This is a genomic window from Ktedonobacter sp. SOSP1-85, from assembly GCF_016587415.1.
Taxonomy (GTDB): domain Bacteria; phylum Chloroflexota; class Ktedonobacteria; order Ktedonobacterales; family Ktedonobacteraceae; genus Ktedonobacter.
Genome location: NZ_BNJI01000003.1, coordinates 776,288 through 800,014 on the forward strand (window position 1 = coordinate 776,288; position 23,727 = coordinate 800,014).

The window sequence follows — 23,727 nt, forward strand, 5'->3', positions numbered from 1 at the left end:
ACTGAGAATGTACGCTCCTCTTGGGGGGATGCTCTGTTGATTCCCTGCTTCACAGTGGGAAGAAGAGAGATGTTCTTCTTATTCACAGGAAGAGAAGGATGAATTATGAAGAGACCGAAGGGGATGAGTGATATCAAAAAAGGACTTGGTATCAAAGATGTTATTGAGGCTTTTTCAAGCCGTGATAGTGGAACCGAGAAGACTTCGGAGAAGCGTCAACTGGATGTTGAGAAAAGCGTCCTTGAAAAGCAGCTTCAGCAATTTACACAGCAGGCAGCTCAGATAGAAGAGAGGCTCGCCGAAATTACTAAGGCGGTGAACCGCGAGATCCCCCAACTCAAAGAGGAGCAGGAGGGAAAACAAAAGGAGGAGGAGGGCAATACATCAGAGAAAGATGACGATCAAAAGAAGAAACTAGAAATTGATTTTGGTCTCGGCAAACTCACGGTCAGCGACATTTTTCAAGGGCTTGGAAGCCTGGTCGATTTTGTCGCCAAAATGGAGCAGGAAGGGAGGGGAGAAGAGAGACGCGAAGGAGAATTTACCAGTCCTTCAGGGCGCATCAAAGGTGTCTATGGCTTCTCTGTCAAACAGGGTATTGGTGGAAAGCCGGTCGTGGAACCATTTGGCAATGTGAAAAAGACCGCTCATGGCCCAGTCGTTGAGGAGGAGATTCAGCCTTTAGCTGATGTTTTTGATGAGAAAGATCACGTCTTAATCATCATCGAATTGCCAGGAGTGGAGGGAAAGCAAATTCACACCGAGGTCAAAGGAGACATCCTCGTGCTCTCTGCTGCTGGCAGGGGACGCAAGTATGCACGAGAGGTGGTCTTACCCGAAGGGGTCGATGCCAGCACCCTGACCAGCAAATATAGAAACGGCGTTTTAGAGATAAGGATGAGTAAAGGGTAACATGTCCGAGACGGCAGTTCAACTCAAGGTAGTCGAAGCAAATCCGCGGGATGTGGGGCGTGGCATTGCCCGAATAGATCCAGAAGTGATGGAGAAATTGGGCATTAGCGACGCGGGGGAGATTGTGAGCCTCAAAGGCAAACGGGAAACAGTTGTTAAGATCATGCCAACCTTTCCTGAGCTACGGGGGCGTGGCATTGTCCAGATAGATGGCATCATCAGGGATAACGCGCAAACAGGGATTACCGAACAGGTGAAACTTGCCACGACCACTATCGCCGAAGCAGAAAAAGTGACCCTCTCACCTTTGACCTTAATTGATAGAACGACGACAGACGCAGCTTACCTTTCCAGACAACTTACAGCTATTCCAGTGATTGCCGGGGATAGAGTTCAAACTACCTTTTTAGGCTCGAAGAAGCAGGACTTCCGCCTGCTGGATACCCGGCCCACCGGAGCAGTGATGATCACGCCACGAACCACTATTGCTATCAAAGGTGAGGGAAAGGCAGCAGAGGCACGGTTGACTTACGAAGATATCGGGGGCCTTGGCAATCAGACGCAGCGCATTCGAGAGATGATAGAGCTCCCGTTGCGTTTTCCTGATATTTTTGCTCGCTTAGGCGTTGATCCTCCCAAAGGAGTTCTTTTACACGGTCCACCTGGCTGTGGCAAGACATTGATCGCCAAAGTGATCGCCAATGAAACCGATGCCACCTTTTTCCAGCTCTCCGGCCCGGAGATTATCCATAAGTTCTATGGTGAGTCCGAAGCGCACCTGCGGAGTGTCTTTGAGAAGGCCAAAAACAGTGCTCCATCTATCCTATTTTTGGATGAGTTGGATGCGATCGCGCCGAAAAGAGAAGGTTTGGGAGAGGAAAAACAGGTTGAGCGTAGAGTGGTGGCCCAACTGTTGGCCTTAATGGACGGTTTGGAGGAACGGGGGCAAATCATCATTATCGGCGCGACCAATTTACCTGATGTTCTTGATCCAGCCCTTCGCCGTCCCGGTCGCTTTGATCGAGAAATTGTTATTCCGATCCCGGATAAAAATGGGCGACGCGAAGTTCTCATGATTCACACCAGGGGCATCCCATTAGCAGATGATGTTGACCTTGAACGGCTGGCGTTTTTAACTCATGGTTTTGTGGGAGCGGACCTTGCAGCTTTAGCGCGTGAAGCAGCAATGCACGCCATTCGTCGACTGATGCCTAATATAGACTTTGAACGGAAAGTAGTGCCAGAAAAGGACATCCTTTCTCTCGAGGTATGCATGGAGGATTTTCTCAATGCGCTGCGTGAGATCGAGCCATCCGCCATTCGCGAGTTCTTTACGGAGATACCAGAACTCGATTTTTCCGACATCGGTGGATTGGATGAGGTCAAGCAAATATTGAAAGAGACGGTCAGAGATCCCTTATATCATCCTGAAGTGTATGTCAGGGCAAATACCAGGCCAGCCAAGGGGATTCTCTTAACTGGTGAACCAGGAACGGGAAAGACGCTGATGGCCAAGGCGATTGCCAAAGAAGCGGAAGTCAACTTTATCACGGTCTCCGGTCCAGAATTGCTTTCAAAATTTGTTGGTGAAAGCGAGCGAAGCATTCGTGAAGTATTTAAAAAGGCCAGGCAGGCTTCCCCCTGCATTTTGTTTTTCGACGAAATTGAAACGCTCGTCCCTCGGCGGGGAAAAACAACAGGCGAGCAGGTAACCGAGCGGGTAGTTGCCCAGTTCTTAACCGAAATGGATGGAATTGAAGAGTTGAAGGGCGTGCTGGTGCTGGCAAGTACCAACCGATCGGATTTGATAGATCCGGCCATGTTGAGACCGGGACGGTTTGATTTTGTAATTGAAATGCCGAAACCTGATTTGAAAGCGCGGGAGGAGATCTTTAAGGTTCATACAAGAGGGAAGCCCTTAGGTAAAGGCGTCACGCCAAAAAGCCTGGCCATGGAAACTGAGAATATGGTCGGGGCAGAAATTGCTTCCATTTGCCAGAAAGCCAGTCTTCTGGCAATACGGGAGTTTCTAGAAAGCAAAGAAGAAGATTTAGAGAAATTAACTATTGAAAAGAGGCATTTTAGTGAGGCAATGCAAGGCACAGTAACGCGTCTTTAAGGGGAAAATATGCAAAATGGCATATATATCTACTGCATTATTAAAACGAGCGAGCACCAAGAGTTTGGCGCGATTGGCATTGGCGATGCTACAGCCTCTAATGTCCTGACCATAGGGTTTAAGGATATAGCCGCTGTTATTTCCCACAACCCACTAGTGGTCTATGACTCCTTGAGTAAAGAAAAAGTCATCAAAGACTTATTCACCCACGAACGGGTCATAGAGAAAATAATGGGCCGTTTTACCACTGTGCCAGTGAAATTTGGGACCATGGTAGAAACCGAAGATCGAGTCATCGAATTTCTGGAAAACGGCTACACTCTGCTGAGAAATGAGTTAGACAAAGTGGAGGGGAAGATAGAACAGGATGTGGTGGCCACGTGGGAACAGCCAGCAGTCCTTGCAATTCTTGCTCGTCAAAACGAGCAGTTTCGCGAAATGCAACAGAAAATTGCGTCGGAAGGAGAGCAGGCGAGTATAGAGGATAAGGTTCTGCTTGGCCAATTAATTGATCAAGCTCTGAAGACAGAAAAGAATAAATACCAACAATTAATATTGCAAGATCTTAAACAAGAATCAGTAGATATTTGTCCATACGATATGATAAATGATGATATGATCTTCAATGCTGCTTTTTTGCTGGAAAAGAAAAATCAGGAGGCTTTTGATAATGCCATTCATTCTCTGGATCAAAAATTGGAGAATACTGTCTATTTTCGTGAGGTAGGTCCACTTCCTCCCTATAGTTTCTCCACAATTCTTTTTAAAAGGATTGATCCAGAAGAAGTCGAAGAGGCGAAAAACACGCTTGGTTTGACTGGAGAGATAACGGAGGAAGCTCTCCGTGATGCATATTACCAGCTTGCAAAAAAATACCATCCTGATAAAACAAGCGGAGACACCTCTCAGGAGTTTCAGGTGATTCAAAATGCCCACAGAACGCTGAGAAATTTCATTGAGGGCGGACTGATACACACGCAGGTCTATCGATGGAAAGAAGACGTTCAATGGGATAGCTGATCCCAGCAAGATAACGAAAGGTGAAAAAGATGAACAACCAAGAAGGCCGCTATCTCTATGGCATTTTGGCAGATGGGGAAAAGAAAGAGTTGGGGCCAATCGGTATTGGCGACAGAAACGATACCGTCTATACCCTACCCTACCAGGATATAGCAGCCGTTATTTCCTGCTCGCCGGTCGTCAAATATCCGGTGACCAGGGATAATGCACTTGCACACGCGAAAGTGTTGGACAGAGCGGTAGAAGAAGGCACTGTCTTACCCGTAAAATTCTGTACGATTGCCGAAAATGAGGATGCAATCATAGATAAAGTGCTCAAAGGTCGCTATCAGGAATTTGTTGATTTATTAAAGGATATGTCAGATAAAATGGAATTTGGCATAAGAGCACTTTGGAGGGATAAAGATGCGGTTTACGCGGAAATAGTTGAAGAACACAAAGATATTAAAGCACTAAAGCAGAAATTGCTTAAAGAAAAAGATAAGCAGAAAAGATATGCAGGAGCTGTAAAAGTGGGAGAGTTGGTAGAAAAAGCACTGGCGGAAAAGAAACAAAGAGAAGGTACAGAGCTACTTGAAGCCCTGAAGCCGCTCAGTCTTAAGTGGAAAGAGAATTCGTTGTACGGAGACATGAACATATTGAACACGGCCTTTTTGACCTTCAGGGAAAGGGAAAGTGCTTTTGATGAAAAAGTACATAGCCTGGGAGAGAAGTACGGAGAGAAAACAAATTTGAAGTACACGTCCTCTCTCGTCCCATTCAATTTCGTAGAAATCGTGATTCATTGGTAGGAGGAGCTTTGCCCATGTTAATGCTTACTGGTTTCTTAATCGCCCTCATGCTTCCGGCAAAAGGCTTGATAGGGATCTTCAAGAAAATTGCCGAGATGGCGGAGGCAGAATTAACCGACGAGTCCAAAATCAGGGAGGGGTTGGTGCAACTAGAGGACTTGTACGATAACGGTAAAATCACTGAAGAGGAGTATCATGAGCGAGAGGACCGGCTTATGGAAAGACTCAACATGGCCAGGGAGAATAAAGACGAATAAAGACTAGAGGCTGTGTGAAAGGCTGTGTTGCGAAAATGACCAGATCACAATTGACAGGGATAAGGTCCTGAAAGACACAGAAAGTCTTCCATTGCAGTCACTTTGTCCGCAAGAGATCATGCCTTCCTCCAGACCATGTTTAGTATACAGGTGCCAGTAAAGATAACTTCTTTCGGAGGTATGAGACTCAGTATTATTGGTCGCTTGTATACTTATATCTGATAGCTCTTACTTCTCTGGACAAAGAGGCCAGAAGAAGATAAGTCAGATACATAGATGAAGGAGTGAGTTATGTCTAGCTTATTTCCCAAACGTCGGAGCAAAATGACGAATTCAGCTGGTAAAGGGAAGAGAGGTAATAAAAAACCTTTGATTTCCTTTGGCAGGCCCAAGGCACCCAAGACAAAGCAAGCGCAAAAAAAATTTCTGGGCATTTTTGGTAAAGGGAAATAAATGCTTCCCCTGAATCCTCTCCTGGCCTGCCAGAAAGCCAGACGCGCTTAAAATAGAGGGGATGTGCGTGTGTTTCTCGGGTTTCTGCCGAGAAACACACGCACATCCCCCTTCTATAAAGCTAACGGCCAGTGAATTTAGGTTTCTGCTTGTCCTTGGCCGCTTCGTAGAAGAGGCGATGGTCCTCGCCCATGAGCATCAAGGCCTGAGCCTGGGCCTCGGCCTCCAGCGCTGAGACGATGTCCATGTGCTGTTCGGCGTTGAGCATGTGCTTGGTCATAGAGAGGGCGAAGCGTGGACCCTGGGCCAGTTTGCGCGCCCATTGCAGAGTGGTCTCCTGCAACGCCTCGTGCGGAACGACGCGGTTAACAAGTCCATAGTGTTCGGCGGTCGCGGCATCAATGGTATCGCCAAACATCAAGAGTTCGGTGGCGCGCCCCATACCAATCACGCGCGGCAGCATATGTGCCGCCCCCATGTCGGCACCTGTCAGACCCACACGCGAGAAGAGAAAGGCGATACGCGCCTTCTCCGAGGCGATGCGTAAGTCTGAGGCCAGGGCCAGGACGGCGCCCGCGCCTGCCGTCATGCCATTAAGGGACGCGATAATGGGCTTGTCGAGCAGGCGCATATGCTGCACAACCGCGCCTGTCATGCGCGTAAACTCCAGATGCCCCTTCATGTCGCGCTTAAATAGCTCACCAATAATTCCATGCACATCCCCGCCGGAGCAGAAATGCTCGCCCGCGCCTGTCAGCACCACGACACGCACCTCGTCGTTGCCACGCAGTTCAACGAAGAGGTCACGTAACTGGGCGTAGATATCAAAGGTCAGGGCGTTCATGACCTCGGGCCGGTTAAGTGTAATGTGAGCGATTCCATCCTCACCTACCTCATAAAGAAAGTCGTAACTCATAAAGCTGCTACCTTTCTCATACTCAAAGGTGAGCGAACCCACCCTTAAGCGGTCAGTTGTTCCTGCTTCATCGTCAGTTGCCAGCGCACGGGAACCTTTGGATCAGCCCTCCCGTTTCGGTCTCACATTGACTCCACAGGCGCTTTTACGTCATCGGTCGTAGCCACTACCCAGGACGGCCAGCTTTAGGCGCGAAGCTGGCGAAGCATGTCGGTGGCGAACCACGCGAGATTCAACGCGGCATTCAGGTCGCGGTCCAGGATGAGTTTACAAATCAGGCATTGATAGGTACGATGTTTGAGTGGCATGCGCTTTTTGACATGCCCACAACACGAACACCGTTTGGTGGAAGGAAACCAGCGCGAGGCAATGAACACGTCTCCTCCTGCGGTGGCGACCTTGGTCTTGAGGAACTGCAAGAGTTGTCCCATCGCCGCATCAGCCACAGCTCTCGCCAGTTTGTGATTGGCCATCATCCCCAACAGATGGAGGTCTTCGATGCCGATCACTCCAGCGGTCCGTGCCAGTTCGGTGGTAAACTTGTGCTGGACATCCCGGCGAATATTGGCGATCTTCTGGTGCTCGCGGGCCACCTTCACCCGTTGTTTCTCATAATTTTTGCCGAAAACGGTTCGGCCCGTCTCCGGGTCTTTCGTTTTCTGCTTCCGTGCAAGGGTTCGCTGCAGCTTGCCGAGCTTCCCCAGATGGTGTTCGAGCGGCTTTTGGTTCTCAAGTCGTCGCCCATCGGAAACCACAGCAGCCTGCTTGATGCCTACATCCACCCCCACGACAGCCGTGGGAGTGGGAGAGCGCTGTTTCTTGATCTCGACCTGAATACTCACATACCAATGACCTGCTTCACAGGAGACCGTTGCCCCCAACATTTTGACCGACTCACAGATGACCTGCTTGCGCTGGTTGCGCTTCTTCGTCGGCTGTGGCGCTTTTCCCTCCTCCACAAAGCGCAGCTTTTCGGCGAGATTGACGGTCCCAAGTTTGCGAAGCAGTTTCCCTCGTCCTTTCCCGATCTTGCGCTGATCCAGAAGGAAGCGGCCAAGTCCTGGGATTGACATCCAATGACTGCCGAGGGTGAATTTGTCATTGGAAAGGTAAAAGGATTCGTGCGATTTTCCTTTTTTCTTGTACCTGGGATACTCGGCTCGGCCTGCGAAGAAGTTATCGTAGGCTTTCTTCAGGTCATCAAAAGCTCCTTCCACCACACATTTCGTCACGTCGTAGGTCCACGGATACTCCTGCTCCCGGATCTTGTTGAACTGCTTTTTCAGGGACATCGCGTTGGGGGACGTGAGCGTGCGCTCGGCCTCGGGGACCGTTTCCTGTTCCACTTTGTACGCTTGATACTGTTTCTCCCACTGTTCTCTCCCCCAGTTGTACATGAATCTTCTCGTACCACAGGCACGTTTGAGATACTCCACCTGTTCAGGCGTCGGGTTGATCCGTATTTTGTGCGCGGTTTTCATCCTTGAGCGCTTTCTCTAAGGCTTTGCGGTAATTCCTGAGACCGTACAAGCGTGAACTAAAATCGTGGACAATACTCATCAAGTCCTGCACGACCTCTTGTTCGGGCGAAAGTGTCTCCGTGTTCATCACAACCAATTCCGTGTGATGAGTCTCGCACAGATGCTTGATCAGGGCAAAGCCACAGCGAGCCAGCCGATCCTCATGGGCAATGAGCAGGCGCGAAACCTGCCCTTCGATAATGGCATCGACGAGCCGAAGAAACCGCTTGCGCTCAAAATTGAGGCCGCCCCCGATTTCCATGATCCACTCATCCACCACCAGTGACTTGGAGGCTGCGTAGCTTTCTAAGGCGGCCCGTTGGTTGTGTAAATCCGGTCGTTGAGCGGGGCTTGACACCCGGCAATAGGCCACCGTTCGGCGTATGGCTGGCCGTTGAGGAAGGTTAAGCGCCGTAGCCAGATCGGCCTCATCATAGTAGCGACGCCCGGAAATGGTTCGTTTCGCTTTGAGGCGGCCTTCCCGATCCCAGCGCTGCAAGGTTTTTACACTGACACCTATTTGCTTGGCAAACTGTGCAACTGAGTACATGTAATGATTTTAGCTCACTTTTGCACACTTTGTCAATATCTGGTATTCATCTCCTTTGTGTGCCTCAGCAGCGTCGTTCTACCAACTTCGGCACTGCCAACCTACGACATAACGCCGCCTCCATCGAGATTGATGGCCTGGCCTGTGATGCCTTTGGCGATGTCCTGGGCGAGGTAGACCGCCAGGCCCGCTACCTCTTCGGGCGCGATCAGGCGCTTCTGGGGGCTTGTTTTGGCCAGGAAGTCACGGACCTGCTCCTCACTCTTGCCAGTCAGGGTCATCATATTGCGCACGTTGCCATCCGTCATGGGCGTATCAACGTAGCCAGGACAGATGGCATTGACCGTCACATTATAAGGAAGCAGTTCAGCGGCCAGGGCGCGCGTCAGGCCGAGCACGCCATGCTTGGAGGCCGTGTAGGCCGCGATATAGCGATCCCCCACACGCGAGGCGATAGAGGCGATGTTGATGATACGCCCTCCACGCTGCTCAATAAAGGTCGGTGTCAGAGCCTTGCAGACGTAGTAGACGCTGGTCAGGTTAATGGCCAGCATGCGATGCCAGAGTTCATCGGGGTGATCCACAAACTTATGGCTGCCCGCGTTTCCCGCGTTATTGACCAGGATATCGACACCACCCAGGCCTGCCCGGAGCGTTTGCGCCATGCTGCGCACCTGCTCGGGATCGGTCACATCGCAGCACACAGCCAAGCTCTCATGCCCCTTCGCCTTGATCTCACTTACGAGCTGCTCCAGCTCTTCAGCCGAGCGCGCCGTCACGCCAACGGCGGCTCCGGCCTCCGCCAGCGCCAGGGCGATGCTGCGCCCAATCCCCCGACCCGCGCCCGTGACGATGGCGCATCTCCCCGCCAACGGCAAATATTGCTCTTGTGTCATAGTTCGTCCTCACGTTTCTATTCATTCGCTGTGCCAGAGGCAGAGGTCGGCGCGACCAGCTGCCAGGACGGTGTTGATTTCGTTGCTGGTGGTCAGGTAGCCACCGACGAGGGTGGGGATGCCCGCCTCGTTGCGCACACGGTCGCTGAGCGCGGTGAGGAAGCCACGACCATAGGTAAGCTCGCTAGCTGGCGTGGTCTGCCCTGCCTCGACGATAAGGAGATCACAGCCCTGCTCGCGCAGGAGGCGCGCAACCTGGATGGCCTCGTCCACCTCCATCCCGCCTTTCTGGCAATCGCCCACGCTGAGCGAGACAGCCAGGGGCTTCTCAGCGGGCCAGGCCTGGCGCACGGTCTCAAAGAGCTCCAGGGGGTAGCGCATTCGCCTCTCAAGCGATCCACCATATATATCTTCACGTTTATTAGTAAGCGGCGAAAGAAAGCTGGCAAGCAGATAGCCATGGGCATAGTTGAGGGTCAGCAGGTCAAAACCAGCCTCCTGCGCCATGCGGGTCGCAGCGACAAAGGCCTGGCAAACTCGCTGCATGCTCTCCTGCTGCATCTCCTCGGGAACCTGGCTGCGTCCCGTATAGGGGATGGGCGAGGCCGAGATAAGTGGCCAGGCACCCTCACTGAGAGGTCTATCCAGGCCCTGCGAGCGAGGATAGGTCGCGCCACGCCGTCCCGCATGCCCAAGTTGCAGGCCAATCTTCGCGCCGGGGCGCGCATGAACAGCGGAGACGATGGCTCGCCAGGCCTCCAGGTGATCGCGCTGGTATAACCCCAGGCTGCCGGGATGAATGCGCCCGCCAGCCTCCACAGCCACCATCTCGCTCAGGACCAGGCCTGCTCCGCTGGCAACGGCCATCTCCAGGAGCTCAGCATATGCGGGAGCTGGACAACCCGCCTCAGCCTCTTCTGGCGCTCCTGGCTGAGAGACAACGCGGTTAGTCAGCAGCAGGTCACGCACCTTAAAGGGCGTAAATAGCGGAGGAGGCGCGACCAACGGCTCTACCCCCTGAGAAGAGCAGGCGGAATCACCCAATACGGTATGCTGAGCTTGAGAGACCCAGTGGCGCGCGATGGCATCACCGAAATGGGTGTCGCGCAGGCGTAGATCATCATAGGTTACGCGTCCGCTACGCGTCAGCAGTTGGAAGGCGAAGGTCATGGGATCGAGATCCATGTAGCGACTCAAGGTCTCGAAATAAACGCGGCTCTCCTGGGCCGCCCGCTGGAATAGCTCCACAACTGGCTTGCGCTCAAGCTCGTAGGTGTTGAGCGCGCTCTCCAGGTCACTTGCACCCGCCAGGGCCTCGGCGAGCTTGATAGCGTCCTCCATGGCAAGTTTGGTGCCTGAACCAATGGAGAAATGCGCCGTATGCGCGGCGTCCCCAAGCAGCACGATGTTCTTATGGTGCCAGTGCCGTGTCTTGAGCGTGGGAAAATTGATCCAGCGTGACTTGTTGGAGAGCAGGGGCGCGCCCTGTAAGAAGTCGGCAAAGAGCCGCTCACAATAGGCCAGGCTCTCCTCCTCACTCGCCTGGTCCAGGCCCGCGCTCAGCCAGGTTTGCTCGGTACACTCTACGATAAAGGTGCTTGAGGAGCCGCTGGAAGGATAGGCATGGACCTGGAAGAGGCCATGTTCATTTTCTTGAAAGATAAAGGTGAAGGCGTCAAGCACCTTGTCGACACCGAGCCAGATATAGCGCGCCTTGCCTGACTCTATCTTCGGCTTAAAGTGCTCGACATATGCCTGGCGCACGACGCTGTTGATCCCATCGGCCGCGATCAGAAGATCATAGGGAGCAAGCAGCTCCAGATCCTGTACCGGGTAGCCGAAGCGCAGGTTCACACCCAGTTCGGCACAGCGCTGGCGCAGGATGTCGAGCAGGAAGACGCGCGAGACGCTGGCGATGACATGACCACCACAGCGGATGGTCTCTCCACGGTAGTAGACATCGATTGCGTCCCAAATCACAAAGCCACTGGTGAGCTGTTCGTAGGTAGGGTAATCGGCATGCTGGAAAGATGACAACGTCCGATCTGAGAAGACGACACCCCAGCCATAGGTCACGTCGGGCTGGTTACGCTCAAGGATAGTGATATCATAATCGGGATGTGCCTTCTTGAGCAGGAGACCACAATAGAGGCCTGCTGGCCCTCCACCCAGGATAACTATCTTCACCAGCCACCCTCCTCACCCTTTCTCGCGACGGTATGCCCATTAGAGTAACCCAGACCTTGTAGCACCTTTGCCAGGCGCTCGACCTGCTCTATACGCGGGACGGTGGGGAAGAGGATGACCTCGTCGCAGCCCGCCTCCGCATAGCCACGCAGGTATTGCGCAATGGCCTGGGGGGTAGTCAGCAGTCCTTCGGCGATCTTCTGGGCAAAGGGGCCTGTAAAGGCGTAGTAGTCGCGCAGGTAGCTCATACCATGCAGTTTCTCTTCTTCACCAAGGGCGAAATAGGCCTGGGCGCGCAGTTGCGGCCTACCTGGGCGCCCCATGTCGCTCCAGGCGGCAAGGGCCTTGGCAGCCGCGCGCGCAAAGGTCTTGGGCGGACCTCCACCATGTACATAGCCCTCCCCATAGCGCGCCATGCGGGAAAACACCTGGTCGCTCTGTCCCCCTATCAGCAGCGGCGGGCCGCCCGCGCGCCGCTTCACCGGACCAAAGGCTGGATCGTCCCACAAATCGCGCAGCATCCCCAGCATCTCGATAAAGCTCCGGCCACGCTCCTGGTACTCAATGCCAACGGCATCGTAATCGTCCTGGCGTGCGCCAACGGCCACACCCAGGACGAGGCGGCCATCCGAGAGGGCATCAATGCTGGTTACTTGCTTGGCGAGGAGCATAGGATTGCGCAGGGGTGCGATAATGATCATGCTAACAAGCTGGAGACGCCGTGTCACAGCGGCGGCGGCGGTAAGCGCGGTAAGAGGATCATAGCTATCGTAGACGACGCGATCAATGACACCCAGGCTGGAGAAAGGGCCATATTCTGCCTGGCGCGCCCATTCTACCATGAGGTGCCCATCGGTTCCCGGCACACCGCCAGGTAAGCCTATTCCGACGCGCATAGAGTAACCCCCTTGTTACTTTTTTCCGTTTTTTTCGGCTGGAATCACTTTACAGTATGTCACATCATATCGCCATATCTCAAGCAGTAGCCGCGTACGCAAGCAGCAGTTACGGCTGCACACAATCATCACACCTTTCACCTATGGGCGCTGTAGGCGCGAAAAACCCGCACACGTCAAACGTGTATTATATTGATTACTATCTCCGTATATTGTCGTTTTGTAGAGTCCATGCCAGCATGGACTCTTGAAGAGGAAAACCATGCCTGGAAAACGTATCTCGTTGCTCTCACTCCTCTGTTGTCTGGCTCTTATACTTGCGGCCTGCGCGACAAATGGATCACAGTCATCCACTGACAAGACATCAACCATTCATAATCCGCACCCTACGACCCTACCGACTAGTATACCCACTCCTGGCAACAATACCGATTGGACTATGTACCATCATGATGACGCACGCAGCGGCTACCTACCAAACACACCTGATCCACGCAGCCTCAGCAAGGCCTGGAGCCTTAAGCTGGATGGTGCAGTGTATGCCGAGCCGCTGGTAATTGGCAACCATGTCATAGTGGCAACCGAGAATGATACGCTCTATGCCCTGGATACCAAAACAGGGCAAATACAATGGCAACGGCATGTGGGTACGCCTGCCGCACGTAGCAACCTGCCATGTGGCAATATTGACCCTCTTGGAATTACCGGCACGCCGGTCTATGATCCCGCGACCAGGTTGGTCTTCGCGGTTGCGGAGATTAGCCAGGGGCCAACTCATATCCTGGTGGGCGTCGATGTACAATCGGGGCAGGTAAAGGTCAGGCGCAACATTGATCCACCCGGCATCGAGGTCGTTTCACACCAGCAGCGGGCGGCGCTCGCCCTTGCCAATAACACGGTCTACGTAGCGCTCGGTGGCCTGGCTGGCGACTGTGGCAACTACCATGGGACCGTGATTGGTTCGCGCACCGATGGCCAGGGAAAGCTCCTCGTCTACCAGGTGCCGACCAACCGCGAGGGGGGCATCTGGGCGCCTCCAGGTCCAGTTATCGACGCCGACCAGAAACTTTATGTTGCGGTCGGGAATGGGGAATCTACAGGTGGAGATTGGGACCATACCGATTCCATCTTACGCCTCTCGCCTGAGCTCGAGCTTGAGGAAGGCTTCGCGCCCCAGCAGTGGGCACAGGATAACTCTACCGATGCCGACCTTGGCTCAATGAGTCCCGTCCTGCTCTCCAATGGCCTGATCTTTAGCGCGGGCAAGTCCGGTCAGGGTTACGTTGTACGCGCGCACGCGCTGGGTGGCGTAGGAGGCCAGCTCAATGAGCAGACCGTCTGCCGCTCCTTCGGCGGCGCCGCCACTGATGGGAGCCAGGTCTTCCTCCCCTGTGTCGATGGCGTTCAGCAGATCACTGTCAATACGGATGGTAGCATTACTCCCGGCTGGAAGGCTCCTTCACAGATCAATGGCTCGCCCATCATCGCCGGTCACACAGTCTACACCTTAGCCCCCCAGGGGACGCTCTATGCGCTCAATAGCGCTAATGGCTCCACTCGTGCCTCTCTAGCCATTGATGCGACGACACGCTTCGCCACGCCAACCATCAGCGGCCAGCAGATCTTCATCGGCACCACCACAGGCATCACCTCCATCAACTTAGCCGCTTAATAAACACCCTTCGCGCCTGCGGCGCTCAGGAGCTAAGGGGTGTGGTGCCTGGTTGGCTGGTTCCACCAGCCAACCAGGCACCACACCCCTTTACCCCGGCAAGCTTGCGAGCCAGGGCGGATAAACCGAAAATCCTGTGATGCAGATATCTTAATTTGACATTCGATGAATTTTGTATTATTTTCTTAATAGAAGTTTTTCTCACAATTGAATGTCTTCGGGGCAGGGTGAGGAGAGATTGCCATTCTCTATGGAGAAGGCAGCTCTGCAATTCCCGACCGGCGGTTACAGTCCGCGACCCGTGTTCCACGGTGGATCTGGTGAAACTCCAGGGCCGACAGTATAGTCTGGATGGGAGAAGACGAAATAACCACATGAGCGCTATGCGCGTACATGATGGTGCCAATGTGTAGCTTGAGCAGCGTCAGGCCATATAGTTCAATGCTGCTGCGCACTGCTTAGTGGTGAATTCACAACATCTGTAGGGTCCATGCTGGCATGGACTGCGAGCGAAGCGATCTGCTTGCGCTCGGGTATCGGCCTACGGGCCTCGGCAGTCCATGCCAGCATGGACCCTACATCGACCAACTGCGTGAATTTACTACTTAGAAACCCGTCTACGTATACGTGTCATGGCCGCTCTCAGCGCTATTAAGACCTGCTACTTGCTACCCCTAAAAGGCACTAGGTACAGAGCTACTTATGATGCGCTCGTCTCCCCCATCCATGTCTGTTACTTACACTGCTTTCCCCATGTTCTGCCTCTGAAGATATTCTTGCTGTTTGGAATCGCAAGGAGAAAGCGCTATGCAAACTCTTGGCTTGAATATCCATGCTCAAGAACTAGAGGCGGGATCACAAACACACTATATCAGCGTGCCGGAGGCGATTGAGGCCATGCGCGCGGGTAAGATGGTGCTCATCTGTGACGACGAGGAGCGCGAGAATGAGGCCGATCTCTGCCTGGCCGCGCAATTTGTCACGCCCGAGGCCATTAACTTTATGCTGCATTCGGCACGCGGGCTGATCTGCACCTCTCTCAGCGCGGAGCGGCTCGCCGCGCTGAAGCTCCCCATGCTCGATCAGTCGGACCAGCCATTACAAGGGACCGCCTTTACGTCCTCCGTTGATGCACGCTCTGGCACTACTACGGGTATCTCCGCACGCGACCGCGCCACAACCATTCACGCCCTGGTCAATCCCGCTACACAGCCCTCCGACCTGGCACGACCTGGACATGTCTTTCCACTCATGGCCAGGCCGCGAGGCACGCTTGAGCGGCGTGGACATACCGAGGCCTCGGTTGACCTGGCACGCCTGGCAGGCCTGGAGCCAGCAGCAGTGATCTGTGAAGTGCTCAACGACGAGGGTGAGGCGGCCCGTGGCGAAAAATTGCACACCCTGGCACGCCAGTGGGGGATCGGCATTGTGACTGTGGACGCCATCGCCCACTATCGCTCACAAGAGCAGGTCCGCCTCATCGCCACGACCCGCCTCCCTATCGCGAACAGCAACTTTCTCCTGCGCGACTACCTGGAGATCGCCAGCGATCAGCATTACCTGGCCTTCATCCTCGGCGATCTTGCAACAGATAGGCAAGAACCACCGCTATTACGCCTGCATTCGGCCTGTACCACCGGCGACATCTTTGGCTCACAGCGTTGCGATTGCCAGGCTCAGCTCCACACCTCCCTCCAGCGCATCGCCGAAGAGGGGCGTGGTATCCTCATCTACCTGCCCCAAGAGGGACGCGGCATCGGGCTGAGCGCCAAGATCCAGGCCTACGCCCTACAGGACCAGGGCTACGATACGATCAGCGCCAACGAGCTGCTTGGCTATCCTGTGGATGCGCGCCGCTATGATAGCGCGCTCGCCATCCTGCGCGACCTCTCGCTGAACCATGTGCGCCTGCTGACCAACAATCCGCGCAAGATTCAGGCCCTGAACGAAAGCGGCATCCAGGTTGAGCGTGTCTCCCTGGAGATCGAGCCTACACACGAAAACCAGAGCTATCTCGCCACCAAGCAGCAACGTCTGGGTCATCTCTTACAGCTCGGCACATCGCATGGTGCCAATCAGGAAGGAACAATCCTATGATGACAACGCCAAACCTCTCTATTCATCTGCCCGAACCCGACCTGGACGGACGAGATCTACACATCGGTATCGTCGTTGCACGCTACAACTGGGCTATCACGGGCGCCATGCTTGAGCGGGCCACCGCTGAACTGATACGCCTGGGCGTCGCACTAGAACACATCCAGGCCCGTAGCGTCCCCGGCGCGTTTGAACTGGCGACCCTCGCCCATGGCATGCTCGCCAGTGCGCACTACGACGCCCTGCTCTGCATCGGCTGCGTCATGAAGGGCGCCACACGCCACGACGTCGTCGTCAGCGATGCCGCGGCACAGGGCATCCAGCGCCTTGCTCTGGAGAGCGGTATCCCCATCATCTTCGGCGTCATCTGCGCCGAGAGCCAGCAACAAGCCGAAGAGCGCATCGAACGCGCCACAGAATGCGCCCGGGCCGCAGTCGAAATGGCCCGCAGCCTGCAACAACTGCATACACATAATTAAAAGAAAGCAAAGAAAGCGAGAAAGCAGTATGTTTTCTGGAATCGTTGAAGAATTAGGAATCCTCAAAGCCTGTGGTGAGCGCGGCCTTACCATCTCCGCCTCGCTCGTCCTGGCGGACCTGGAGATCAAAGATAGCGTAGCCGTCGACGGCATCTGCCTGACTGTAACCGAGATGGGACCCGACTGGTTCTATGTCGACACCATGCCCGAAACCCTGCGCCGCACGCGCCTGGGAACGCTCAAGCCTGGCGATAAAGTCAACCTGGAGCGCTCGCTTCCCAATCAGGGCCGCATCGGTGGACACATGGTTCAGGGTCATATCGAGGCCGCTGCGCCCGTCCTCAACGTCACTCAGGATGGTATGGCCCTCCAGGTCGAGGTAGCCCTACCCCAGGAGCTACGCTCATACATCATCCCCAAGGGCTTTATCGCCCTGAATGGCGTCAGTTTGACCATCATCGACGTCCTGGCCGACCGCTTTACCTTCGCTCTCATCCCCTACACTCAGGAACACACCAACCTGGGCGAGGCGCGACCCGGCATGCTACTCAACATAGAAAGCGATATCATCGGGCGCTACGTCGTTCAACACCTGCAACACTATGTAGGACAAGAAACAAGCGTTTAAACATCGAGGGTGCAGGAACGATGCCGGAGAGCACGACGCTGCTAAAGCACGCGCCTACATATGGAGTATGGGAAGCGTGTCGCTCCTTGATACGTACGTGCTTTAGCAGCGTTGGTCTTACACACGGGGCCAATATTTTTCCACCATGTATACTGGCATTGAGAACAAGAGTAGGGTGGTGTGGTGAACTGTGGCAGCCTACAGCTGCCACAGTTCACCACACCACCCCTCCCCGCGAAGCGCCGCAGGCGCTGAGAAGTCCAGAGAAGAAAGGGTACATATCATGACTTCAAGGTCTGACTTTACAGCCGAAGAATGGAAACTTATCTGTCACGCACCCCTGAGCGTTGGTGGGGCGGTCGCAGCCGCATCCCCCAGCGGATTGGTGGGTTCCATCAAAGAGGGCACGACCATCGTCAATAGCATGCGCCAGGCGGCTGATCGCCATCGTGACAGCCAGCTCGTGCAAGATATTATGCCCAAAGGCATTGGTCGTGACCAGATCGAGAGCTGGACTAATACCGCGCGCAGCGCCCTTAGTCAGTCCAATGCCCAGCGCTTGAGAGATCAAAGCATTGAGGAGTGTCGCCAGGTATCTAGTATTCTGCAAACAAAGGGTACACCTCAAGAAGCGCAGTCCTTCAAGCTCTGGCTGCTAGAGGTTGGTCAGGATGTCGCCAATGCCGCAACCGAAAAGGGCAATGTCGCTGGCCAGAACATCAGCCCACAGGAGACTCAGGTCCTCCACGATGTAGCGAATGCTCTTAACATCCCCGAGCGCTAAAACCTGGATACCTTACCAAAGGGGGATGGTCGTCTCGACGTAGCCACCCCCTTTTGCTTCTACCTTGCTTTCTCCTACATAATGGTCTAAGCTAATTTTAGCTGACTCCGTATGCGAATTATTTGTGGTAGATGGTATGGGGCGCCAGGACAGCCTATGGCTGTCCTGGCGCCCCATACCATCTACCAGGCGAACGCCACAGACGCGAGAAATAAGGTAGGAGGCACTGCATGCAGTATTTTAATGTAATGGACTACGAAGCTCCAGCCCAGGCGCGCATGAACGCCGCTCACTGGGACTACTACGCGGGCGGTAGCGGCGACGAGATCACGCTACACGCCAATCGCGCCATTTTTGACCATATTCGTTTACGGCCACGTATGCTTGTAGACGTTACCACCTGTGATACCTCGACAAGCGTGCTGGGCGACCCCGTCTCTATGCCTATCCTGGTCGCCCCCACGGCGCAACACGGCTTTGCTCATCCCGAGGGCGAGTGCGAGACCGCGCGCGGCGTGGGCCAGGCAGGTACCTTGCTAACCGCCTCTTCGGTCTCCTCCCGCAGGCTAGAAGATGTGGCCGCAGCCGCCAGTGGACCACTCTGGTTCCAACTGTATGTCTTTGACGACAACACTATCACGGTCGACGTGGTCCAACGAGCCGAGCAAGCGGGGTATAAAGCCATCGTTCTGACCGTCGATGTCCCGCGCTTCGGCAACCGCGAGCGCGACCTACGCAACGCCTTTCATCTGCCTGCATCGGCCAATTTCGATGTACCAGACGTCACCAAGCTCAAGCCTTCGTTGACCTGGAGAGACCTGGCCTGGCTCAAATCGCTCACCTCGCTCCCCATCCTGGTCAAGGGCGTCCTGACAGCGGAAGATACCATCCTGGCCCTGGAGCATGGCGCCGATGGCATCATCGTCTCCAATCATGGAGGGCGGCAACTGGACGGAGCCATTACCAGCCTGGAGGCGCTCCCCGAGGTAGTTGAGGCAAGCAGTGGACGCTGCGAGGTCTATTTTGATGGCGGCATTCGCCGGGGTACCGATGTCATCAAGGCCCTGGCGCTGGGCGCGCACGCCGTCCTCGTTGGACGTCCAGTTCTCTGGGGCCTGGCCGTCAATGGGCAGGAGGGCGTGCGCCACGTCCTAGAACTCCTCCGCAATGAGCTGGAACTGGCAATGGCCCTCTGCGGCGCCCCAACCCTCAAACAGATCACACCCACGCTCATTCGCCGCTAAAAAAAGAATATTTCACGCCTTTTAACGCTTACTTAGCAAAGCCTTAACACAGAAGCGCTACAATCAAGACGCGGAGCATATAACTTTAACTAATTAACCTGGTAATTGTTGGTATGATCATTACCAAAGTAATTAGCTAAAGAGCATCATATTGGCAATTTTAACTCGATTAACCTCTCTTATGCGGAAACCAACGCCGCTATCGTGGCTAGCGCTTCGCGCTCAGGTTTCCGAAAGGCACTTATGGAAAAATCCGGAAAAGGAGTCGACGCTACCTGTATGAAGAAATCGCGTAAATTATTCGCTGTTCTAGGTGTTGTGGCGCTTCTAGGCGTGCTCTTTGCATCCTTCAATGTCGCACGTTCGGCACTTGCCGCACCAACCGATAATACCCCAGACTGGCAGTCCGGGCCAAAAACCCAGACACCAATCAAACACGTTGTCGTTATCTTTCAGGAAAATGTCTCTTTTGACCACTATTTTGGCACCTATCCAAATGCCAAAAACAGCGCGGGCGAGCCAACATTCAAAGCGCTCCCTGGTACCCCCTCGGTCAATGGTCTCACTAATGCTCTGCTGAACAATAATCCAAACGCAGCCAATCCAACTCGCCTGGACCGCTCACAGGCCGTTACCTGTGACCAGGACCATGCCTACACCGACGAGCAGAAGGCCTATGATCATGGCCTGGTCGATAAGTTTGTAGAGTCCGCCAGTGGCGGCAAGTGCCCAGATAAGTCTATCGTGATGGACTACTATGATGGCAACACGGTCACGGGCCTCTGGAACTACGCCCAGAACTATGCCATGAACGACAATTCGTTCGGCACCACCTTTGGTCCCTCGACCCCTGGCGCGCTAAACCTGATCTCGGGCCAGACCCATGGCGCCACCCCTAGCACTCTCGCATCCCCTGGCTATCCCATGATCTCCAATGGCTCCGTACTCAACGACTTCGATCCTACCTATGACGATTGCTCTAACGCTACCAATGGTGCTCTAACGGGCAAAAACATTGGCGATCTGCTCAACAGCAAGAACGTCACCTGGGGCTGGTTCGAGGGTGGCTTCCGCCCAACGGCTACCACCAATGGTAAAGCCGTCTGCGGCTCGGCCCATACCAATATCGCTGGCTCATCCGTCACCGATTATATCCCTCACCATCAGCCCTTCCAGTACTACCAGTCGACCGCCAATCCCCATCACCTGGCGCCTACCTCGGCGAAGATGATTGGTAAGACTGACCAAGCCAACCACCAGTATGATATGAGCGACTTCTGGAGCTCCATCGACGCTGGCAGCATGCCTGCCGTCAGCTTCCTGAAGGCCCCTGCTTACCAGGACGGACACGCTGGCTACTCCAACCCTCTGGATGAGCAGCACTTCCTGGTTGATACCATCAACCGCTTGCAGCACAGCCGCGACTGGAGCAGCACCGCTGTCGTGATCTCGTATGACGACTCCGATGGCTGGTACGACCATGTCATGCCTCCCGTCCTGATGCAGTCGAACGATCCTAACGATGCCCTGACCGGCACCGGTGCCTGTGGCACACCTAAGGCTGGCACCTACTCTGGTCGCTGCGGTTACGGTCCTCGCCTGCCCCTGATGGTCATCTCGCCCTACGCCAAACAGAACTATGTCGATCACTCTATCACCGATCAGAGCTCTGTTCTGAGCTTCATCGAAGACAACTGGAACACGGGTCGCATTGGCGATCAGTCTTCCGATGCCATCGCTGGCAGCATACAGAATATGTTCAACTTCTCCCACAGCGGAGGCGATGATCACCGCCTGATCCTCGATCCCAACACCGGCGAACCCGTCAGGAAATAAATCTTTAAGCTAAAAAGCGGAGTGGCGCGGGATTGTCCCGCGCCACTCCGCTTTTTAGCTTAAAGGTAACTACTTAGGAGGCCAGTGGCTCAACCTGGGTAATCAGGCGTACGCCGCGCCGGAACGTGATATACGCCCAGGCCCACTGCATCAGGACCAGGATGCGGTTCTCAAAGCCAATCAAGTAGTAGATGTGGATGAGTAGCCACAACACCCAGGCAGGGAAACCCCAGAGCTTGAGACGGCCCATTTGCAAGACAGCAAAGCCGCGCCCAATGGTCGCCAGGTTACCCTTATCAACATAATGGAAGGGCGGCATAGCTCGACCAGTCACTCTGGCAGCGATGAGCCGCGCCACATATACTCCCTGCTGCATGGCAATTTGACATTGATGCAGAGCGCTTCTGCGACTATTGTGACATACCAGAAGTAATCCAGCGTTGGAAGAGATCGAGTTTTTCTTGTGACCAGGCACCATCACATGGCATTGACCCGCTTTGCAGGCGGTGGAGAATGGCAGAGGCGTGGTTTTTGACATCCTCGTACGACCACAGGTCAAATGCCCATTTCATTGATTGTCGATCCTTTGGGCGAAATAGTGGCTGAATATGCTCTGAGAAATGCACTGGTTCATCGGCTGCAGGAAGGGCGACACTCTCTTGCTCTACAGGCTGCTCGGCCAAGGCGGAGACTCTAATACCTGGAGGGCCTGCGGTGCCCCAGTCCCAGCGGGGTACGGGCATGTGAAGCGGGGGATGTGCGCCTGGGGTCGAGTTTTCTACGGCCAACCGTGATCCCCACTCAATGTAGGAGACAAAGGCTGAGCGGAACTCCGGATCGGTTGGCAAACCGGCCTCATCGGCAGCTTGGCAGATCAAGTAGGCCCAGCGAGCTCTCTGAGCCTCAGTGAGTCCCTTCCCTATATGCTGGGAGACCATACGTGAGTAGCCACCATAGTGTTCAGTGTAGGTCTTTGGCCCTCCAAAAACTTCGCCGAGCCAGGTAGCTACACGTTCGGGGTGATCCGGTGCCATATCTGCGAAAAGAGGAGCCAGGAGCGCATCTTGCGGTACATACTTCTCGTAAAAAATGCGCGTCATACGCGTTAAAGCTGCCAACCCACCGGCCCACTCAAACAGGATTGGTTCTTGTTTTTCTGTCAAACTTTTGTATCCTTCTAGTATCAGAATGGGAACGAAACAAGCCTGCTTGCTTGTTTCACTTCTTGCATATTATAAGTTGTTTACACCAGCTTGTCGCTGTCTATTTCTCCTGAATAGAGCCTGACAATTTTGACAGGTGGTTGGGATATGCAGTGGGATAATCCCTCACACTATCCAGGCTGCCTGACTGTTCACCATGCGATACAGCCCTGGGGCATTGCCTGGCTGGAAATCACACCCAGAGATCCGCTGCAATTGAAACAGTGGTTAGGGACAGCGCAGGTCCCCTTACGCCTGGTGAATGGAGCTCCCGGCATCCACCATGTAGGGCTCTTCACCCCCAGAGGAATAGTAGTACTTCCATAAGGTTGTATATAAACACGTTTCTGGTTCAGAATGTGACAAAGCTGTACTTCTCATCTATACTCTTATAGATAGAGCTCCATATTTCTGGTAAAATTACTGTCGAAAGGACACAACATGCGTCTCGCTATCTTGTCTGACATTCATGGCAATTCCATCGCGTTGGATGCAGTTCTAGAGGATATTCAGAAGCAGGGAGGCGCCGATGGTTACTGGATACTGGGTGACTTCTCGGCACTTGGTTACGATCCAGTGGGCGTGCTCGAACGAGTCACAACCTTGCCCAACGCCAGCTTTACACGTGGCAATACTGATCGCTACATCATTACTGGCGAGCGACCTGGACCCACCCTGGAAGAGGTGCAGGCTCAGCCCCACCTGGTTGCCAGGTTGGCCGAACTCTCAGCAAACTTTGCCTGGACTCAGGGCTTTATTCAGGCACGAGGCTGGTGGGATTGGCTGGCCGAACTCCCGCTGGAGGTTCGTCTGATCCTGCCAGATGGCACACGTGTGTTGGGCGTACACGCTGCGCCGGGCCTGGATGACGGTCCAGGCATTCATCCAGCCTTGAGTGAGGAGGAATTGCGCAAGGCTCTCGCCCTGGCAGAGGCTGACCTGGTAATTGTTGGACATACACATTTCCCCCTGGAGCGTCGCGTGGATAATATCCATGTGCTTAATCTCGGTAGTGTGAGTAATCCCATCATCCCCTCTTTACAAGCCAGTTATGCCCTGCTCGACGCCAATACAAACGACTATCAACTCCAACATCACTTCGTCGATTACGACCACCAGGCCGTCATCGAGACCATCCAGAAGATCTCACATCCAGCGGAGAAGTTCCTGACACAATTCATGCGCGGCGAAAAAATATCGCCCTGGGCGCAGATGTGAGAAAAGCGAGAAGGCCAGCAACGGAAACGATCACACTTCCGTTGCTGGCC

23 protein-coding genes and 1 riboswitch are annotated in these 23,727 nt (G+C 54.2%); of the genes, 15 read left to right on the top strand and 8 right to left on the bottom strand.

Annotation, left to right across the window (positions count from 1 at the left end; translation table 11 throughout):
* Positions 1-105: 105 nt before the first annotated feature.
* The 6 genes from KTE_RS41555 to KTE_RS41580 all read left to right on the top strand — a co-directional run bounded on the left by KTE_RS41555 (position 106) and on the right by KTE_RS41580 (position 5,552).
* Positions 106-912, top strand: coding sequence for an Hsp20/alpha crystallin family protein (locus KTE_RS41555; RefSeq protein WP_201392538.1), 807 nt, complete (start codon positions 106-108; stop codon positions 910-912).
* A 1-nt stretch (position 913) separates the two neighbouring features.
* Positions 914-3,031 carry a CDC48 family AAA ATPase gene (locus KTE_RS41560; protein ID WP_201392540.1) on the top strand — a complete coding sequence of 706 codons (2,118 nt, stop codon included), beginning with the start codon at positions 914-916 and terminating at the stop codon, positions 3,029-3,031.
* Positions 3,032-3,040: 9 nt separating this feature from the next.
* Complete coding sequence (locus KTE_RS41565; protein ID WP_201392542.1) at positions 3,041-4,051, top strand: GvpL/GvpF family gas vesicle protein; 1,011 nt, start codon at positions 3,041-3,043, stop codon at positions 4,049-4,051.
* Between the two features lie 29 nt (positions 4,052-4,080).
* Entirely contained in the window at positions 4,081-4,842 is a 762-nt protein-coding gene (locus KTE_RS41570; protein ID WP_201392544.1) for a GvpL/GvpF family gas vesicle protein, read from the top strand.
* Positions 4,843-4,856: 14 nt separating this feature from the next.
* Positions 4,857-5,099, top strand: coding sequence for a gas vesicle protein GvpG (locus KTE_RS41575; protein ID WP_201392546.1), 243 nt, complete (start codon positions 4,857-4,859; stop codon positions 5,097-5,099).
* Between the two features lie 291 nt (positions 5,100-5,390).
* Positions 5,391-5,552, top strand: a complete 162-nt coding sequence (locus KTE_RS41580) for a hypothetical protein (protein ID WP_201375110.1) — start codon at positions 5,391-5,393, stop codon at positions 5,550-5,552.
* Positions 5,553-5,673: 121 nt separating this feature from the next.
* Here the strand turns inward: KTE_RS41580 and KTE_RS41585 are convergent, their stop codons facing one another.
* From KTE_RS41585 to KTE_RS41610, 6 genes are all read right to left on the bottom strand, one after another.
* Positions 5,674-6,468: an enoyl-CoA hydratase family protein gene (locus KTE_RS41585; protein WP_201392547.1), complete on the bottom strand. Its 795-nt coding sequence runs from the start codon at positions 6,466-6,468 to the stop codon at positions 5,674-5,676.
* A 185-nt stretch (positions 6,469-6,653) separates the two neighbouring features.
* Positions 6,654-7,949 carry an RNA-guided endonuclease TnpB family protein gene (locus tag KTE_RS41590; RefSeq protein ID WP_201392549.1) on the bottom strand — a complete coding sequence of 432 codons (1,296 nt, stop codon included), beginning with the start codon at positions 7,947-7,949 and terminating at the stop codon, positions 6,654-6,656.
* Positions 7,909-8,538 carry an IS607 family transposase gene (locus KTE_RS41595; RefSeq protein ID WP_201387435.1) on the bottom strand — a complete coding sequence of 210 codons (630 nt, stop codon included), beginning with the start codon at positions 8,536-8,538 and terminating at the stop codon, positions 7,909-7,911. Before KTE_RS41595 ends, KTE_RS41590 begins: the two co-directional genes overlap by 41 nt.
* Before the next feature lie 101 nt (positions 8,539-8,639).
* Positions 8,640-9,434 carry an SDR family NAD(P)-dependent oxidoreductase gene (locus tag KTE_RS41600; RefSeq protein WP_201392551.1) on the bottom strand — a complete coding sequence of 265 codons (795 nt, stop codon included), beginning with the start codon at positions 9,432-9,434 and terminating at the stop codon, positions 8,640-8,642.
* A gap of 21 nt (positions 9,435-9,455) precedes the next feature.
* Positions 9,456-11,621: an FAD-dependent monooxygenase gene (locus KTE_RS41605; protein ID WP_201392553.1), complete on the bottom strand. Its 2,166-nt coding sequence runs from the start codon at positions 11,619-11,621 to the stop codon at positions 9,456-9,458.
* Positions 11,618-12,517 (bottom strand): LLM class flavin-dependent oxidoreductase, encoded by a 900-nt coding sequence (locus KTE_RS41610; RefSeq protein WP_201392555.1) that lies wholly within the window; start codon positions 12,515-12,517, stop codon positions 11,618-11,620. The genes KTE_RS41605 and KTE_RS41610 overlap by 4 nt, the downstream gene beginning before the upstream one ends.
* Positions 12,518-12,779: 262 nt before the next feature.
* Here KTE_RS41610 and KTE_RS41615 point away from each other — a divergent pair, with 262 nt between their 5' ends.
* From KTE_RS41615 to KTE_RS41645, 7 genes are all read left to right on the top strand, one after another.
* A complete protein-coding gene (locus tag KTE_RS41615; protein ID WP_201392557.1) occupies positions 12,780-14,189 on the top strand; it encodes a PQQ-binding-like beta-propeller repeat protein in 1,410 nt (469 codons plus the stop codon).
* Between the two features lie 209 nt (positions 14,190-14,398).
* Positions 14,399-14,556: riboswitch (FMN riboswitch) on the top strand.
* Between the two features lie 440 nt (positions 14,557-14,996).
* Complete coding sequence (ribB, locus tag KTE_RS41620; protein ID WP_201392559.1) at positions 14,997-16,286, top strand: 3,4-dihydroxy-2-butanone-4-phosphate synthase; 1,290 nt, start codon at positions 14,997-14,999, stop codon at positions 16,284-16,286.
* Positions 16,283-16,765: a 6,7-dimethyl-8-ribityllumazine synthase gene (gene ribH, locus KTE_RS41625; RefSeq protein WP_201392561.1), complete on the top strand. Its 483-nt coding sequence runs from the start codon at positions 16,283-16,285 to the stop codon at positions 16,763-16,765. Before ribB ends, ribH begins: the two co-directional genes overlap by 4 nt.
* A gap of 28 nt (positions 16,766-16,793) precedes the next feature.
* Positions 16,794-17,393 carry a riboflavin synthase gene (locus tag KTE_RS41630; RefSeq protein WP_201392563.1) on the top strand — a complete coding sequence of 200 codons (600 nt, stop codon included), beginning with the start codon at positions 16,794-16,796 and terminating at the stop codon, positions 17,391-17,393.
* A 283-nt stretch (positions 17,394-17,676) separates the two neighbouring features.
* Positions 17,677-18,177, top strand: coding sequence for a hypothetical protein (locus tag KTE_RS41635; protein ID WP_201392565.1), 501 nt, complete (start codon positions 17,677-17,679; stop codon positions 18,175-18,177).
* Positions 18,178-18,407: 230 nt separating this feature from the next.
* Positions 18,408-19,421, top strand: a complete 1,014-nt coding sequence (locus KTE_RS41640) for an alpha-hydroxy acid oxidase (protein WP_201392567.1) — start codon at positions 18,408-18,410, stop codon at positions 19,419-19,421.
* 279 nt (positions 19,422-19,700) lie between these two features.
* Positions 19,701-21,257: an alkaline phosphatase family protein gene (locus tag KTE_RS41645; RefSeq protein WP_201392569.1), complete on the top strand. Its 1,557-nt coding sequence runs from the start codon at positions 19,701-19,703 to the stop codon at positions 21,255-21,257.
* Positions 21,258-21,330: 73 nt separating this feature from the next.
* On the opposite strand, the gene KTE_RS41650 is transcribed toward KTE_RS41645, so the two are convergent.
* Positions 21,331-21,615, bottom strand: coding sequence for a hypothetical protein (locus tag KTE_RS41650; RefSeq protein WP_201392571.1), 285 nt, complete (start codon positions 21,613-21,615; stop codon positions 21,331-21,333).
* A gap of 52 nt (positions 21,616-21,667) precedes the next feature.
* Positions 21,668-22,420: a group II truncated hemoglobin gene (locus KTE_RS48460; RefSeq protein WP_236600967.1), complete on the bottom strand. Its 753-nt coding sequence runs from the start codon at positions 22,418-22,420 to the stop codon at positions 21,668-21,670.
* Between the two features lie 147 nt (positions 22,421-22,567).
* Between KTE_RS48460 and KTE_RS41660 the strand changes: the two genes are divergently transcribed.
* Both KTE_RS41660 and KTE_RS41665 read left to right on the top strand, forming a co-directional pair.
* The gene (locus tag KTE_RS41660) at positions 22,568-22,786 is read left to right on the top strand and encodes a hypothetical protein (protein ID WP_201392573.1); all 219 of its coding nucleotides are present in this window, start codon (positions 22,568-22,570) and stop codon (positions 22,784-22,786) included.
* A gap of 114 nt (positions 22,787-22,900) precedes the next feature.
* The gene (locus KTE_RS41665) at positions 22,901-23,677 is read left to right on the top strand and encodes a metallophosphoesterase (protein WP_201392575.1); all 777 of its coding nucleotides are present in this window, start codon (positions 22,901-22,903) and stop codon (positions 23,675-23,677) included.
* Positions 23,678-23,727: the final 50 nt, after the last annotated feature.